At 74.0% G+C, this 15,749-nt stretch carries 15 protein-coding genes; 10 read left to right on the top strand and 5 right to left on the bottom strand.

Translation table 11 applies throughout. From position 1 onward, the window contains the following. Positions 1 to 507: 507 nt before the first annotated feature. The 4 genes from IU369_RS13055 to IU369_RS13040 all read right to left on the bottom strand — a co-directional run bounded on the left by IU369_RS13055 (position 508) and on the right by IU369_RS13040 (position 4,797). Positions 508 to 3,060 (bottom strand): ABC transporter permease, encoded by a 2,553-nt coding sequence (locus IU369_RS13055; protein ID WP_217921419.1) that lies wholly within the window; start codon positions 3,058 to 3,060, stop codon positions 508 to 510. Between the two features lie 9 nt (positions 3,061 to 3,069). Continuing rightward, positions 3,070 to 3,837: an ABC transporter ATP-binding protein gene (locus tag IU369_RS13050; RefSeq protein ID WP_217921418.1), complete on the bottom strand. Its 768-nt coding sequence runs from the start codon at positions 3,835 to 3,837 to the stop codon at positions 3,070 to 3,072. Between the two features lie 117 nt (positions 3,838 to 3,954). Continuing rightward, positions 3,955 to 4,209, bottom strand: coding sequence for a hypothetical protein (locus IU369_RS13045; RefSeq protein WP_217921417.1), 255 nt, complete (start codon positions 4,207 to 4,209; stop codon positions 3,955 to 3,957). Between the two features lie 108 nt (positions 4,210 to 4,317). After that, the gene (locus IU369_RS13040; protein ID WP_217921416.1) at positions 4,318 to 4,797 is read right to left on the bottom strand and encodes an ATP-binding protein; all 480 of its coding nucleotides are present in this window, start codon (positions 4,795 to 4,797) and stop codon (positions 4,318 to 4,320) included. 191 nt (positions 4,798 to 4,988) lie between these two features. On the opposite strand from IU369_RS13040, the gene IU369_RS13035 reads away from it, so the two are divergent. The 3 genes from IU369_RS13035 to IU369_RS13025 are packed head-to-tail and all read left to right on the top strand — an operon-like array spanning position 4,989 to position 7,824. Then, positions 4,989 to 6,251, top strand: a complete 1,263-nt coding sequence (locus tag IU369_RS13035) for an argininosuccinate synthase (RefSeq protein WP_217921415.1) — start codon at positions 4,989 to 4,991, stop codon at positions 6,249 to 6,251. Continuing rightward, positions 6,248 to 7,201 carry a WD40 repeat domain-containing protein gene (locus IU369_RS13030; protein WP_217921414.1) on the top strand — a complete coding sequence of 318 codons (954 nt, stop codon included), beginning with the start codon at positions 6,248 to 6,250 and terminating at the stop codon, positions 7,199 to 7,201. Before IU369_RS13035 ends, IU369_RS13030 begins: the two co-directional genes overlap by 4 nt. Further along, positions 7,198 to 7,824, top strand: coding sequence for a hypothetical protein (locus tag IU369_RS13025; RefSeq protein ID WP_217921413.1), 627 nt, complete (start codon positions 7,198 to 7,200; stop codon positions 7,822 to 7,824). The genes IU369_RS13030 and IU369_RS13025 overlap by 4 nt, the downstream gene beginning before the upstream one ends. 70 nt (positions 7,825 to 7,894) lie before the next feature. Here IU369_RS13025 and IU369_RS13020 read toward each other — a convergent pair whose 3' ends face one another. Then, positions 7,895 to 8,323, bottom strand: a complete 429-nt coding sequence (locus tag IU369_RS13020; RefSeq protein WP_217921412.1) for an ester cyclase — start codon at positions 8,321 to 8,323, stop codon at positions 7,895 to 7,897. Positions 8,324 to 8,550: 227 nt separating this feature from the next. Here IU369_RS13020 and dnaE point away from each other — a divergent pair, with 227 nt between their 5' ends. From dnaE to IU369_RS12985, 7 genes are all read left to right on the top strand, one after another. Then, positions 8,551 to 11,997: a DNA polymerase III subunit alpha gene (gene dnaE / locus IU369_RS13015; protein WP_217921411.1), complete on the top strand. Its 3,447-nt coding sequence runs from the start codon at positions 8,551 to 8,553 to the stop codon at positions 11,995 to 11,997. Between the two features lie 96 nt (positions 11,998 to 12,093). Further along, on the top strand, positions 12,094 to 12,498 hold the full coding sequence (locus IU369_RS13010) for a hypothetical protein (protein WP_217921410.1): 405 nt from the start codon (positions 12,094 to 12,096) through the stop codon (positions 12,496 to 12,498). Positions 12,499 to 12,638: 140 nt separating this feature from the next. Beyond that, the gene (locus IU369_RS13005; protein WP_217921409.1) at positions 12,639 to 13,070 is read left to right on the top strand and encodes a nuclear transport factor 2 family protein; all 432 of its coding nucleotides are present in this window, start codon (positions 12,639 to 12,641) and stop codon (positions 13,068 to 13,070) included. 103 nt (positions 13,071 to 13,173) lie between these two features. Further along, complete coding sequence (locus IU369_RS13000) at positions 13,174 to 14,094, top strand: DUF5996 family protein (RefSeq protein WP_217921408.1); 921 nt, start codon at positions 13,174 to 13,176, stop codon at positions 14,092 to 14,094. Further along, positions 14,091 to 14,891, top strand: coding sequence for an MTAP family purine nucleoside phosphorylase (locus IU369_RS12995; RefSeq protein WP_217921407.1), 801 nt, complete (start codon positions 14,091 to 14,093; stop codon positions 14,889 to 14,891). Before IU369_RS13000 ends, IU369_RS12995 begins: the two co-directional genes overlap by 4 nt. A 36-nt stretch (positions 14,892 to 14,927) precedes the next feature. After that, the gene (locus IU369_RS12990) at positions 14,928 to 15,188 is read left to right on the top strand and encodes a hypothetical protein (RefSeq protein WP_217921406.1); all 261 of its coding nucleotides are present in this window, start codon (positions 14,928 to 14,930) and stop codon (positions 15,186 to 15,188) included. Positions 15,189 to 15,209: 21 nt separating this feature from the next. Next, complete coding sequence (locus tag IU369_RS12985) at positions 15,210 to 15,749, top strand: flavodoxin family protein (RefSeq protein WP_217921405.1); 540 nt, start codon at positions 15,210 to 15,212, stop codon at positions 15,747 to 15,749.

Genomic DNA, 15,749 nt, shown 5'->3' with positions numbered 1-15,749 from the left:
GGGTGTGGCCGTGGTCCATTTGGCCGTGACCCCGAGGTCCATTTGGACCTGACCCCGTGGTCCACTTGGCCGCGACCCCGAGGCCCAATCGGCCGTGACCTTCTGGGCCGGCTCCTCCACAGGTGGGGTGAAGGGCTGCCGGGAACGCCGGGGGAGGCGTCAGATGGGCTTGATGTGTCGTGGGGGTCCACTTGGCCGCGACCCCTGGTCCATTTGGCCGCGACCCCGTGGTCCACTTGGACCTGACCCGGAGGTCCACTTGGACCTGACCTCGTGGTCCACTTGGACCGTGACCGTCTCGGCCAGCGCCTCCCCGAGTGGAGTCAAGGGCTGCAGGGAACGCCGGGAGAGGCGTCGACGGGCCTGGTGCGTCGCGGGGATCTATTTGGCCGCGACCCCATGGTCCACTTGGACCTGACCCCCGTGGTCCACTTGGCCGCGACACCGAGGTCCAATTGGACCTCGACGCGCCCGCGCCGTCAGGCCCGTCCCCCCCGGCCCTCCGGACTACTCGAAGTGGAGGGCGTCCAGGGGCTTGAGGCGTGCGGCGCGGCGGGCGGGGAGGACGGCGGCGAGGACGCCGGCGACGATCGCGAGTACGAGGAAGATGATCAGGGTCCCGACGGGGAGGGCGAACTCGATCCCCTGGTCGGCGAGGCCCTGCGTCAGGACCCACGCGAACAGGATCCCGATGAGGATCCCGAGGACGCCGCCGATGACGGCGGTGATGATGCTCTCGTACCGCACCATCGCCCGCATCTGGCGCCGCGTCGTGCCGATCGCCCGGAGCATCCCGATCTCGCGGGTCCGCTCGTAGATGCTGAGGACGAGGGCGTTGACGATGCCGAACAGGGAGATGATCAGGGAGATCGCGAGGAGCGCGTAGAGGAGGGCGAGGAGCTGGTCGATCTGGCCCTCGAACTCCTCCTTGAACTCCGCGTTCGACTGCACGTTCACGGTGGGGAAGTCGGCGTCCATGCGCTCCGTCAGCTGCCGCTGGATCGCGGCGACGTCCGCGCCCTCGTCGAGGAGGACCACGCCGACGGACGGGTCCGGGGGCACGTCGAGCGCGTCCGCGGCCTCCGACGACACCGTGATGCCCGTGAACAGGACCGGGTCGCGGTACTCGCCGAGCACCGTGAACTGCGCCGACTCGCCGCGGTTCGTCGTCACCGTGAACCGGTCACCCGTGTTCAACCCCGTCGAGTCCGCGAGGTTCGTCTCGATCAGCGCGCCATCCCGCCCGAGGCGGGCGAACAGCGCGTCCGAGGCGTCGCCGCGCCAGTCGAAGTCGAACACCTCCGACGCTGTCGCCGGGTCGATGGTGTTGAGGAACTGGCTGCCACCCGGGTCCGTCCGGATCTCGGGGAACCGGAGGAACTGGGAGGCCCGCACCCCCGGCGTCGAATCCACCACCTGCTCCGCCGCGGCCGGGAACGCCGTGAAGTTGTCGGTCTGGAGGATCAGGTCGCCCTGGAGGGTGCGGTCGATCGCCCCCGTGAACGAGTCCTTCAGGCCCGCCGCGAAGATCGCGACGAACGCGACCAGGCCGACGCCGATCATCAACGCCGCCGCCGTCGCCGCCGTCCGCGCCGTGTTGCGGGTCGCGTTCGCGCGCGCCAGCCGCCCCGTGGTGCCCGCGAGGGCCTCGATCGGGGCGCCGATCGCCCGGGCGAGGGGCCGCACGATGAAGCGCGCCAGCGCACCGACCCCGAGGAACACGAGCACCGCGCCCAGCCCCAGCACCTGCAGCGCCTCCGTCGCACCGAGCCCGCCGGCGAGGCCGTAGACGAACAGCGCGATCCCCGCTGCGAGGAGCACACCCGCCAGGTACGGGGTGTACTTCGAGAAGCGCCCCGGCGGCAGGCCGGCGCCCTCCTGCACCGCCGCGATCGGCGGCACCCGCGTCGCGCGCAACGCCGGACCCACCGCGGCGACCACCGTCACCACCACGCCGACGAGCAGGGCGGCGACGATCGTCCGCGGCGCCACCTCGATGCCCGCGGCCGGCAGCCCGAAGCCGATCGCGTCGAACAGCGCGAGGATGCCCCACGCGATCCCGACGCCCGCGGCGAGACCGACGAGCGACGCCACGATCCCGATCAGCAACGCCTCGCCCACCACGTTCCGCATCACCTGGCCCCGGCTCGCGCCGAGCGTCCGGATCATCCCGAACTCCCGCACCCGCTGGGCGACCGTGATGGAGAACGTGTTGAAGATGATGAACGCGCCGACGAACAGCGCCACGCCCGCGAACGCCAGCAGGGCGGGCGTCAGGAAGCCGGAGATCTCACCGGAGATGTCGTCGCTCTGCGCCTGGGCGTTCTCGGCGGCCGTCTCGACCTCCAGGTCCGCCGGCAGGACCGCCCGGATCCGGTTCGCGAGGTCGTTCTCGCCGATGCCCGGGTCCGCCGTCGCGAAGACGTTCGTGACCTGGCCGTCGCGGTCGAACCACCGTTGCGCGTCGCCCAGCGTCACCAGCACGACGGTCGCGCCGCCGATCGACTCCACGTCGCCGTACCGGAACGTGCCGACGAGCGTCACCGGTTGCGTGCCGACCGCCGTGGCGAGGCCGACCGCCTGCCCGACCTGCAGGTCCTCGCGGTCGAACACGTCCTTGATGACGGCGACCTCCCCCGGGTTCTCGGGGAGGCGGCCCTCGATCGCCACGCTCGGGTTGATCTCGGGGGAGACGTTCGAGACGACGATCGCCGGCGCCCCGCCCTGCGACGACACGACGTCGCCGTCCACGACGAGCTGGCCCTGGGCGCTCACCTGGCCCTCGGCGAGGGCGACGCCGTCCACCCCGGCGACGCGGTCGACGACCGACTCCGGCATCGGCGGCGCCGGGTCGTCGAACGAGTCGAACTCCGTCTGCCGCGACACCACCGCGTCGATCTTCGAGTTGCCGGTCTCGAAGATGTCGTCGAACGCGGTGTTGATCTGGTCGGTGAGGATGAAGGTCCCCGCGACCATCGCGACGCCGAGGACGATCGCCACCGAGGTCAGCGCGGTGCGCAGCTTGCGGGCGAGGATCCCGCGGACGATCAGGCGGAGCACGGCCGGTCCCTACTCGAGCGACTTCACGACGTCGTACACCGCGTCGGCCTCGAGGTGCCCGCGGTCCTCGACGATCTCGCCGTCGCGCAGGAACAGCACGCGGTCGGCGAACGTCGCGGCGCGGCCGTCGTGGGTGACCATCACGATCGTCTGGCCGAACTCGTCGACGGACCGCCGCAGCAGGCGCAGCATCTCCTCCGACGTCGAGGAGTCGAGGTTGCCGGTGGGCTCGTCGGCGAACAGCACCGCGGGGCGGGAGATGAGCCCACGCGCCAGCGCGACCCGCTGCTGCTGGCCGCCGGACAGCTCCGACGGGCGGTGGCGCCGGCGGTCGTCCAGGCCGACGGCGCTCACCAGCTCCTTCTCCCACGCCGGGTCGATCTTGCGCCCCGCGATCGCCATCGGCAGCTCCAGGTTCTCCTCGGCCGTCAGCATCGGCAGCAGGTTGAAGAACTGGAAGACGAACCCGACCTTCTCGCGGCGCAGCAGCGTCAGCTGCTTGTCCTTGAGGGTCGTGATCTCGGTGCCGTCGATCATCACGCTGCCCTCGGTGGGCGTGTCGAGCCCCGCGAGGATGTTCATCAGCGTCGACTTGCCGGAGCCGGATGGCCCCATGATCGCGGCGAACTGGCCCTTCGGGAAGTCGACCGAGACACCGCGGAGGGCGTGGACCTCGGCGTCCCCGCTGCCGTAGCGCTTCGTCAGGCCGCGCGCCGAGACCGCGAGGCCCTCGCGCGGCCCGGCGCCGTCCGCGGACGGCGGGGTCACCTCTGTCATCGACGCCTCCCCGATCGTGTGCGGGCGCCAGGATAACCGCACTCCGCGCGCTCGCGCACCCCGGGGTGGTCGGGGGGACGGGGGGCGCGGCGGGGTCGCCGCCGCGCCCGGGCCGTCCTACGGGCAGTCCCCCCGGCCGGCCCCGGGGGCGGGTGCGGTGCCGGTGCCGTCGCCCGGGGTGGCGGGGGCGTCCGGCGTCGTCGGGGTCGTGGCCGCGGTCGCGGCGCCCGATTCGGCGGCCGCGGCCGCCGCCGCCGGGGTCGTGGCGGTGCCGCCGCCGTCGTTCGTGGCGGCCACGGCGGTGGCGCCACCCGCCACCAGCGCGAGCGCGGCGATGGCCGCCGTCACGGTCCTGCCGGTCGTGATCCCCATGGTGTCCCCTTCGGTCGACGTTCGGAGACACCGATGCAAGCGGCGCCGCATCGGAGGCCGCGGGGAGCCGTCGATGAGGACCCTGTGAGGGGCCCCGGGGGGTGGTGGCTAGGCGGCCCGGCGCGTGGCGCGGGTGGCGGACCGGCGCTCCCGGAGGAACGTCGCGGTCACCAACGTGCCGTCGCCCTCGGCCGTGACGGCGACCTCGTCGGCCAGGCGGCTGATGATCAGCAGCCCGCGGCCGCGGGGGCTCGTCGGCGGGGGAGGGGAGGCGGGCAGCCGCGGCGTGGTCGCGCCGGGGCGACCCTCGTCGGAGACGGCGATGCGCGTCGCGTCGTGCGTCACGGAGATCTCGACCCCGATCGCGCCGCCGAGCGGCGAGCCGTGCTCGATCGCGTTGGTCATGGCCTCCGTGGAGGCGAGCAGCACGCGGCCGGCGCCCTCGGTGGGCCACCCCTCCCGCGTGAGGACGCACGCGAACGCGGAGCGGACGAAGCCGACGACCGTGAGGTCGGCCGGCACCCGGAGGCTGGAGTGGACGCCGTGCGTCATCGGGTCACGGAGCACCTGCTGTGAGGAGGCGTTCATTGGAACCTTATCGGCGGTATACGACAGCACTCGACCCCCCGGGCACCCCCGTCGGTCCCGTCATCGGCCGGCGGCACCCCCACGGTCGTCGGGGCGCCCGGCCCGGGCGGTCACGGGAGGGCGCCCGCGCGGGCCGCCGCCCCGGCCTGCTCTAGACTTCCACGCCGCCCACACCACCCGGAGGCCACGCCGTGCCCGAGCACCGTCCCACCCCGCCCGTCGCGGGTTACCTCGCGCAGCCCCACGAGGTCCACCGCGTCGTGCTGCTCTACTCGGGTGGGCTCGACACCTCGGTGATGCTGAAGTGGATCCAGGACGAGTACGACGCCGAGGTGATCGCCCTCTGCATCGACCTCGGGCAGCCCGCCGACGACTTCGACGCCGTCCGGCAGAAGGCCCTCGACCTCGGGGCCGTGGAGAGCCTCGTCGTCGACGCGCGGGAGGAGTTCGCCCGCGACTACGTGGCGCCCGCCATCCGCGCGAACGCCCGCTACCAGGGCGGGTACCCGCTGTTCACGTCGCTGGGGCGCCCGCTCCTCGCGAAGCTGGCGTGCGACGCCGCCCGCGAGCACTCGGCCGACACGATCGCCCACGGCTGCACCGGCAAGGGCAACGACCAGGTGCGCATCGAGGCGACCATCGCCACCCTCGCGCCCGACCTCAAGGTGATCGCGCCCGTCCGCGAGTGGCAGATGGGCCGCGACGAGGAGATCGCCTACGCCATCGAGCACGGCATCCCGATCTCGTCGTCGGTGGAGCGCCCGTACTCGATCGACGACAACCTCTGGGGCCGCAGCAGCGAGGGCGGCGTCATCGAGGACCTCGACCAGCCGCCGCCCGACGACGTCTTCCAGCTCGTCACCCACCCGACCCTCGCCCCGGACCGCCCGGAGGACATCCGGATCGGGTTCCGCGACGGCCTGCCCGTCAGCCTCGACGACGAGGAGCTGCCGCTGGTCGAGCTGATCCGCCGCGTCGCGGAGGTCGCCTGCCGCAACGGCGTCGGCATCCTCGACCACATCGAGGACCGCGTCGTCGGCCTGAAGGTGCGCGACCTCTACGAGGTCCCCGCCGCCACGGTGATCCTCGACGCCCACCGCGAGCTGGAGAAGCTCGTCTGCACGGGCCGCGAGAACCACCTGAAGCCGACGCTCGACGCCCTCTGGGCGCAGCTCGCCTACGAGGGGCTCTGGTACGAGCCGCTGCTCGACGACATCAACGCGTTCATGGAGCGGGTCAACCGCAAGGTGGAGGGCGTCATCACGATGCGGCTCTACAAGGGGTCCGCGACGGCCGTGACCCGCAGCTCGCCGAACGCGATCTACGACCGCAGCCTCGCCACGTTCAACGCCGACGCCTCCTTCTCCCAGGGCGCGGCGCCGGGCTTCATCGAGCTCTTCTCGCTGCAGAGCCGCATGGCGTACCGGATCGCCCAGGAGCGTGACCTCGGATGAGGCGCGGCGGACCCCCGATGCTGCCGGTCGACCCGGCCGGCGTCCCCCCGTTCTGCCGCGTCGAGCGCGGGCCGCGCGGCCTGCGGTTCGCGCCACTGCAGCCGCCCGCCGACGCATCCGCCTCGCCGGGCGCGGTCCTGCGGGCGATGGCCGCCGCGCCGACCGGCGCCCGCCGGGCGAGCGTCGTCGCCGAGGGCAAGCTGGTACTCGCCTCCGGCGCCGGCGTCGCGTTCAGCATCGCCGCACCCCGGATGCACGTCATCCACGACCGGCGGCCGCCCGGCCTCGACCTCGCGGTCGGGGCCCCCGGTGCGAACGCCGGCCTCCTGCACGCCGACGACGGCTGGCGCGCCGTGGTGCTCCCGAGCCTCGGTGACGTCGCCGCCGACCTCGGGCCCGGGCCGGTCGCGATCCGCGCCGACGGCCGCCGCCTCGCCGCCGCCGCCGGCGGCGCGATCGAGGAGCACGACCTCGGGGCCGAGGCGCCCGTCGCCACGCACCAGGGCGGCGCCGAGGCCCTCGCGTACGCATCCGACGGGAGCCTGCAGGTCGCCCTCGGCGGCCGCGTCGGGCCTCCCGGCACGGCGCCCGGCGACGGGCCCGCCGTGCGGGAGCTGGCCGCCGCCGCGTCGGCGCCGCGCCTCGCCGCGCTGCACGTCGACGGCACCGTGACGGTCTGGGACGTCGGGGCGGACGCGCCGGTCGCCACCTGGGCCGCACCACTCCCCGCCGCCGGCGCCATCGCCCTGTCGCCGGACGGCGCGCTCGTCGCGCTGGGGACCCCCGACGGCCCCGACCCCGTGGCCGTCCTCGCCGACGCCGCCGACGGCGCGCAGGTGCGCCGCATCGAGGGTGCCCGCGTCGTCGCCCCCGCCCCCGAGCCCGGCACCCTCGCGGTCGCCGGCGACTGGGGCTGCGCATGGCTCACACCACCCGAGGAGGATCGATGAGCACGAAGCCCCTGGGACCCCCCACGGTACTCGCGGACGACCCCGGACCGTGGAGCGTGGTGAGCATGGTCTTCGCGCGCGCCGGCCGTCCCGGCCGCCGCCGCCCGCAGCCCCCGATGGGGCTGATGCTGTCGCCCGCGCCGGACACCGCGCTCGAGCTCGTCGGCCTCGAGGACGGCGCCCCCATCGCGGGCGTCGGCCGCATCAGCATCGTCGCGGCCGCGCGCGAGCCCGCGTTCGCGCTGTCGTTTGACGACGACGGCCGCCTGCGGGGCGTCAGCCCCTACGTGGTGCGCGCCTGGAACGTCCCCGAGCTCGGCCTGCACGTCGAGGAGCGTCCGCCGGAGGACCCGGCCGCCGCCCTGCCCGACCCCGTCACCCCCGGGGAGCCCCTCCACGAGGTCGACGCGATCGCGGTCGCCCCCGGAGGGGAGGTCGTCGCGGTGCACACCCGGGAGGGCCGCAACGACGTCGTCGCGCTGGTGCGCCGCTCCGACGGCACCCTCGTCCGCTGGGTGCGCGGAGCACGCGCGGCGGCGTGGTCCGCCGACGGCCGCCACCTCGCCCTGGGCGGGCCCTGGGGCGTCCTGCTCGCCGAGGCGCGGGAGACCCCCCGCAGCTAGACCCCGCACCGGCCCGTCCCCGCGCGGGGACGGGCCGGTGCGCGGCACCCGCGGTCCCCCGGTCGGCGGCTCAGGAGTCCATCGCCCCGATCTGCGCCAGCAGCGCGAGGATGTCGAGGTGGTGGTCGATCGTCGCGATCCGGCCGTCGCGGTGGGTCTGCCACTGGGTCGCGGACAGGGTCACGGGGCTCCCGGTGGCGGGCAGGGCCCCCTGGGGGCTCATGAGGGGTCCGTCGTGGGTCCCCCGCCAGGTGATCTCCATCGCGACCAGGTCGCCCTCGGCGAGGGCGCGCCCGATCGTGCCGGTGACGTCGGGCATCGCGTCGCGCCACTCCCTCCAGGCGTCCAGGCACGCCTCGATGCCCTCCAGCCGCCGGCCCGTGCCGGTCTCCGTGTAGACGACGTCGGGGCGGCAGACGTCCCGCATCGTGTCCCAGTCGGCGACGTTGAACGCCTCGATCCCGGTGGCGGCGAGGGCGATCGTGTCGGTGCTGATCATCGCGTCCTCCTCCCGCGTGAGCGGATGGGTGTGGCGCGACGCTACGCCCGCCGTCACTCGCGGCGAAAGCGCGGGACCGCCTGGTGAGACGGGGTCCCGGACCGGGGCGGACCCGGCTCCACCAGGGGTGGTGCCGCGGGCCGCCGGAGAACCCCGCATACAGCGTGGACGGGGTGACGTGGGGCCCCGGCGTCGTCCGAGCGCATGTGCGAACCTGGGTCCGCGCCATGCCCGCATCCGCCCCCGACTTCGTCCACCTCCACGTCCACTCGGACTACTCCGTCCTCGACGGGGCGTGCAAGATCGAGCGCCTCCTGGCGCGGGTCGAGGAGATGGGCCAGAGCGCCGTCGCGCTCACCGACCACGGGGTCATGAGCGGCGCCGTCGAGCTCTACCGGCAGGCGACGAAGAAGGGCATCACGCCGGTCGTCGGGCTCGAGGCGTACGTGGTCCCGGACCACCGCGAGCGCCCGAGCAAGGAGCGCCGCAACCACCTGACGCTGCTCGCCGAGACCACCGAGGGCTACTACAACCTCATCAAGCTCTGCTCGGCCGGCTACCTCGAGGGCTACCACCGCAAGCCGCGCATCTCGCACGAGCTGATGGAGCGCCACTCCGACGGGATCATCGCCCTCTCGGGGTGCCTGTCGGGCGTCGTCTGCCAGAGCCTCGAGCGCGAGGACCTCATGGGCGCGCGCGCGGAACTCGACGCGCTCCAGGGCATCTTCGGCCGCGACGACGTCTACGTCGAGATCCAGCACGCCGGCCTCGACGTGCAGACCGGGATCAACCAGCACCTCAAGCGCATCGCGCTCGACGCGGGCATCCCGATGGTCGCCACGTGCGACGCCCACTACCCGTGCCGCGAGGACGCCGACTCCCACGAGGCGCTGCTCGCCATCCAGACGCGGGACGTGCTGAGCAACCCGAAGCGCTTCCGCTTCGGCACGAAGGAGTTCTACCTCAAGACCGCCGCGGAGATGGCGCAGGCCCTCCCCGACTTCGTGGACGCGCTCCCCGTGTCGGTGGAGATCGCGGAGCGGTGCAAGGCCCTGACGCTGCCGCTCGGGGACATCAAGCTCCCGCGCTTCCCCGTGCCGGGCGGCGAGGACCCCGGCGTCTACCTGGAGCGCCTCTGCCGCGAGGGCCTCGACCGCCGCTACCCCGGCGGGTGGCCGCCCGCCGCCGAGGAGCGCCTGCGCTTCGAGTTGTCGGTCATCGCGGAGATGGGCTTCGCGTCGTACTTCCTGATCGTGTGGGACTACATGCGGTGGGCGCGCGAGAACGGCGTCGGCGTGGGCCCGGGCCGTGGCTCGGCCGCCGGCTCCCTCGTCGCGTATTCGCTGCGCATCACCGACCTCGATCCGCTCGCCCACGACCTCCTCTTCGAGCGGTTCCTGAACCCGGGCCGCAAGTCCATGCCCGACATCGACACCGACTTCTCGGTGGCGGGCCGCGACCGGGTGGTGCAGTACGTCACCCAGAAGTACGGCTCCGCGGCGGTGGCGCGCATCGGCACCTTCGGCAAGCTCCTCGCCCGCGCGGTGGTGCGCGACTCGGGCCGCGTGCTCGGCCACACCTACGGGCAGGTCGACCGCATCGCGAAGCTCGTGCCGGAGCGCCCGATCGGCATCAAGCTCGAGCAGGCGATGGCGCCCGGTTCGGAACTCGCCCAGGCGTACGACGCCGACCCGATCACCAAGCAGATCATCGACACGGCGCGTCCCCTCGAGGGGCTCGTCCGCAACGAGGGCGTCCACGCCGCCGGCGTCGTGATCGCCCCCGGCGACGTCACCGACTACCTGCCGGTCCGCCTCGACGACGAGGGCAACGTCGTCACCCAGGTCCCCGACCACGACGTCGAGGCGCTCGGCCTGCTGAAGATGGACTTCCTGGGCCTGCGGAACCTCGACGTCATCCAGGGCGCCCTGGAGCTGATCGAGGACCGCAGCGGCGTCGTGCTCGACATCGACACCGTCCCCCTCGACGACCCCGACACGTACGCGATGCTCGCCCGCGGCGACGCGATCGGCGTGTTCCAGTTCGAGTCGAGCGGCATGCGCGAGGCGCTGCGCGAGGTGCGCCCCACCGAGTTCGCCGACCTCATCGCCCTCGTGGCCCTCTACCGCCCGGGCCCGATGGCGTTCATCAGCACCTACGCGCGCAACAAGCGCGACCCCACCCGCGTCACGTTCGAGGACCCGCGCCTCGAGTCGATCACCGGCCCCACCTACGGGGTCGCGGTGTACCAGGAGCAGCTGATGGCGATCTCCCGGCAGCTCGCCGGGTTCTCGCCGTCGCGCGCGGACGACCTGCGGAAGGCGGTGGGCAAGAAGGACAAGGTCCTGATGGCCTCGCTGAAGGACGAGTTCATCGCGGGCTGCATCGAGAGCGGCACCGCGAAGCCCGTCGCGCAGAGCCTCTGGGGCCTGTGCGAGGCCGCCGGCGACTACTCCTTCAACAAGAGCCACGCCGCCTGCTACGCGCTCCTCGCGTACCGGACGGCGTACCTCAAGGCGAAGTACCCCGCCGAGTACATGGCGTCGCTGCTCAGCTCCGTGATGGACACGAAGGACCGCGTGCCGTTCTACGTCGCGGCGTGCACCGACATGGGGCTGCAGGTGCTCCCGCCCGACGTCAACGTGAGCCGCTCCGACTTCGCCGTCACCGGCGAGAAGGAGATCCGCTTCGGCCTGACGGCGACCAAGGGCGTCGGCGAGAACGCGGTCGCCGCGATCGTCGCGGCGCGCGACTCCGGCGGCCCCTTCGAGTCGCTCTGGGACTTCTGCCGGCGGGTCGACCAGGCGCAGGTCAACAAGCGCGCCCTGGAGAGCCTGGTGCGTGGCGGCGCCCTCGACTGCACCGGCGCGAGCCGCCTCGGGATGCTCGAGACGATCCCCGCCGCGGTCTCCCAGGCGTCGCGGCGGCGCAACGACCTCGCGGCGGGGCAGGAGTCGCTGTTCGGGTCGATGGGCGGCGGCGGGGACGGCGGGGGCATGGCGATCGAGCTGGACCCCCCGATCCCGACGCGGGAGATGCCGAAGGACGAGCTGCTCGCCGCCGAGAAGGAGGCCCTCGGCCTCTACGTGTCGAGCCACCCGCTGCAGGACTGCCGGCGTCAGCTCGCCCGCGCCGTCACGTGCGGCATGGCGGCGCTCGCCGACCGGGCCGACGGCGAGCCGGTCACGATCGGCGGCATGCTCGGCTCCCTCAAGGGCATCACCACCCGCCGCGGCGAGCCGATGATGTTCGCCCGGGTCGACGACCTCGAGGGCTCGGTGGAGGTCGTCATCGTGCCCGCCGTGCTCGCCGAGGCCCGCGACCTGCTGACGCCGGACGCGATGGTGCTGATCGCGGGGCGGGTCGACCAGAAGGGGGAGGGCGAGACGAAGCTGGTGGCCCAGTCGATCCGCGCCTTCACGCCCGAGGAGGGCGGCGAGGACGAGCGCCTCGTGGTGAAGGTCGACGTGAACCGCCTCGCCCGCACCGAGCTCACCGAGCTGCGGCGCCTGCTGACCGACCACCGCGGCGACGCCGCCGTGGTGATGGACGTCCAGACGGGGGAGGGCCGCCGCCGCCTGTACCTCGGCGAGGAGTTCAAGGTCGACCCCCGCGCGGGCAGCCTGGTGGCCGAGTTGAAGACCCTCTTCGGCGAGCGCTGCCTGGTCTCGTAGGGCCCGTCCGGGGCGCGCAACGTCCCCGTGGCACCGGCCGCTTGACCCCGGGCGGGAGCCTGCTTCACTACGCCGCGTGCATCACGGGCACCCCCGATGAGGACGTCCTCGACCGCGGCCGCGGAGCGCGCCGCCGCGGGGTCGTGCCGGCAGTGCCCGATCTCCTGCGAGCGGGTCGTGGAGCCCGCCGGATGCATCGAGGCGGACTGCCCGCGGCTCTACTCCCACGTCCGCGAGGGACGCACGTGGGTGGGCTGCATGGAGGGCGTCTACGACGTCGAGATCGACCTCGACGGCCTGGAGCGGCTGCAGCGCACGAAGGCCGGTTTCGGGGCGTTGCGCGCCACGCGTGAGCCGCTCCCGATCTGCCGCTCCGAGGTGGAGCGCACCTTCGCCCACCGCGGCCCCGCGCCCTGCGTGAACCCCGACTTCCTCCTCTCGGGCGCCGCGGCCGCGTACACCGTCATCGCGAGCCGACGGGCGGGCGACCACCGGGACTGACGCCGGCGGCGTCTGCGCCCTTCCCGCCACGCCGGATCCGGGGGGACCCTCATCCGCCACCGTGGCGGCGCGGATAGAACGGGTGGCGGGAGGCCCCGCACCCGGCGGCCCGCCTCCCGCCGAGCACAGGAGGAGGCGCGATGACCGAGACCGAGGAGGTCGTCCAGTCGTACTTCGCCGCGTGGAACACGGGCGACCCGGCGGCGGTCGCGGACCACTTCGTCCCCGGGGGTCTCCGGCGGTGGATGGTGGTGAACAACCCGGCCGTCCACACCGCCGAGCGCTTCGAGGGCCGGGACAGCATCCGGGAGGGCGTGAAGGTGTTCATGGACGCCGTCCCGGACCTCACCGTCGCGGCGGGCGCGTATGCCGAGAACGGGGACGGTGCGATCTTCGAGTGGACGTGCCACGGCCACCACACCGGCGCCTGGGGCGACTGGGTGGGGCAGGGCGAGGAGCTCGAGTTGCCGGGGGTGTCGATCGTGCGCCTCTCCGACGGCCGGATCGTGGAGGAGCGCATGTACTTCGACCCGGACATGATGGCCCGCAACTGGACGCCGCCGGCGGGCTGAGCCGGCGGGGCGCACCGGCCCGGGCCCGGGGGCCCGGACCCGGGCGGGCGCGGCGCCGGCGCGGACGGGCATTCTCCCGGGGACGCCCCCCCGAGGAGGACCCATGCCCATCGACGACCGTTGGCCGGCGCTCCCGCTGGAGGACTGGCGGCCGACCAAGGAGACCCTGCACCGCTACTGCCAGATCGTCGGCAAGGTGCGGATGGCGCTCATGCCCCACCGCAACCACTGGTGGAACGTCACCCTCGCCGTCTCCGCGCGGGGGATCACGACCGGCCCGATGCCCTGCGCGCCGGGGCTCGCCGAGATCGAGATCGACGTCGTCGCCCACCGCCTCGTCGTCCGGACGAGCCGGGGGGAGACACGCGAGTTCGCGCTCCACGACGGCCTCTCGGTCGCGGCGTTCCACGACCGGCTGTTCGCCGCGCTGGAGGGCGTCGGGGTGCGGTGCACGATCCTCGCGTCGCCGTTCGACCTGGGCGACTCGCCCGCCTTCCCCGACGACGAGGAGCACCGCTCGTACGACGGCGCCGCCGTCGCCCGCTACTGGGCCGTCCTCCGCGCGACGCAGGAGGTGTTCACCGAGTACGCGGGCGCGTTCACCGGAAAGACGAGCCCTGTGCAGCTGTTCTGGCACAGCTTCGACCTCGCCGTCACCCGGTTCAGCGGGCGCCGCGCACCCGCCATCGAGGGCGCCGACCCCGTCACCGCGGAGGCCTACTCCCACGAGGTCGTGAGCTGCGGCTTCTGGGCGGGCGACGACAAGGTCCCCGCCCCGGCGTTCTACTCGTACACCGCGCCCGAGCCGGCGGGGCTGGCGGAGACGCCGCTCGAGCCGGCGACGGCGCGCTGGCAGACCGGGCCGACGGGGTCGCTGGCGCTGCTGATGTACGACGACGCCCGCGCCGAGCCCGACACCGCCGCCGCCCTGCGCGCGTTCCTCGACAGCTCCTACCTGGCGGGCGCGCGACTCGCCGGCTGGGACATCGACGACCTCGCGGCGCAGCCCGGGGGCCGGGGGTGAGCGACCGGGCGCCGATCGGGCTCATCACCGGCACCGGGCTGTACGCGCTCGACGGGCTCGCCGGGGGCCGCATGGAGGAGGTGACGACGCCCCACGGCACGGCGGTCGTGACGCGGGGGACCCTCGCGGGCGTCCCCGTCGCGCACGTCCCGCGGCACGGCAGCGGCCACGCGCGCCTCTCGCACCAGGTGACGCCGCGCGCGAACGTCGCGGCCCTCGCGTCGATCGGTGTCCGCGCCCTCGTCTCGACCACGGTCTGCGGCGCCGTCGACCCGTCGCTGGAGCTGGGGTCGCTCGTCGTGTTCGACGACCTGCACTTCCCGTCGAACCGGTTGGCGGACGGGTCGCTCTGCACCCTCTTCACCGACCCCGCGGCACCGGGCCGGGGCCACTGGATCCACGACGGGCCGTTCTCCGAGGGGCCCCGGGCGGGGCTGCTGACGGGTGCCGCGGCCGCGGGGATCGCGGTGCGCGACGGCGGCACGTACGGCCACGTCGACGGCCCCCGCCTCAACACCCGCAGCGAGATCGCCCAGCTCGCCGCGGCGGGGGTGACGTGCGTCAGCCAGACGGGCGGCCCGGAGACGGTGCTCGCCGGCGAGGCCCGCCTGCCGTTCGCCCTCGTCGGCTTCGTCACGGACCACGCCAACGGCGTGATGCCGGAGCCGACGTCCGCCGAGACCCTCGCGCGGCTGTTCGGGGAGAGCGCCGGCGTGTTCCAGCGGATGCTCGCGCACGCGCTCCCCGCCATCGACGCCGCCCCCGGTGAGCCGGCGGGCATCGTCTTCTCCCTCTAGACGCGTACCACCCGACCCGTGCGAGACTGACCGCCATTGGAGGAGCTCCGGATCCCCCTGTGGACCCGGGTCGTCGCCGACCCGGCCTTCCGTGACGCCCTGATCGGCGACCCGCTGCGCGCGCTCGCCGGCGCTGGCGACGTCGCCGCCTCCACCGAGCAGATCGAGCAGCTCGAGGGGATGGACGCCGACGAGCGGGGGGAGTTCGTGCGCGGCGTCGTCCGCGAGGTCCACATGCGTGGGGGTCAGGCGCGCTTCGGGGGCATCGGCCCCGACGGGCGGCTCGGCCGGTCCTGACGGGAGGGCGGAGGCGTCGTCATGAGGGTCCTCGTGGTCTTCGAGTCCATGTTCGGGAACACGCACCTGGTCGCGGAGCGGATCGCGCGGGGGCTCGCCGGGTCCGGCGAGGTACGGGTGGCCTCCGTCGCGGAGGCCACCGACGACGCGCTCGCCGGGCGGGACCTGGTCGTCGTCGGGGGGCCGACGCACGTCCACGGCATGGCGAGCGCCCGGACGCGCGACGCGGCACGCGAGCAGGCGGGCCGGGAGGACGCGGGCCTCGCCATGGATCCCGATGCGGAGGGCCCGATGCTGCGGGAGTGGTTCGACGGCCTCACCCTGCCCGCCGGCTGTCGCGCCGCGGCGTTCGACACCCGGCTGCACGGCCCCGCGGCCCTCACGGGCCGCGCGTCCCGCGGCATCGCGAAGCGACTCGAACGGCACGGGGCGTCCCTGGTGGCGCCGCCGGAGAGCTTCTTCGTGGGGAGGGACAACCACCTCGACGACGGGGAGGCCGCCCGTGCCGAGGAGTGGGGGGCGTCCCTCGCCCGCGCGTCCGGGGCCGGGGGCCCCGGGTAG

This window comes from Miltoncostaea oceani (assembly GCF_018141545.1).
Classification (GTDB): Bacteria; Actinomycetota; Thermoleophilia; order Miltoncostaeales; family Miltoncostaeaceae; genus Miltoncostaea; species Miltoncostaea oceani.
The sequence above is the reverse complement of the archived record's forward strand: the minus strand, read 5'-3'. Positions and strand labels throughout refer to the sequence as shown.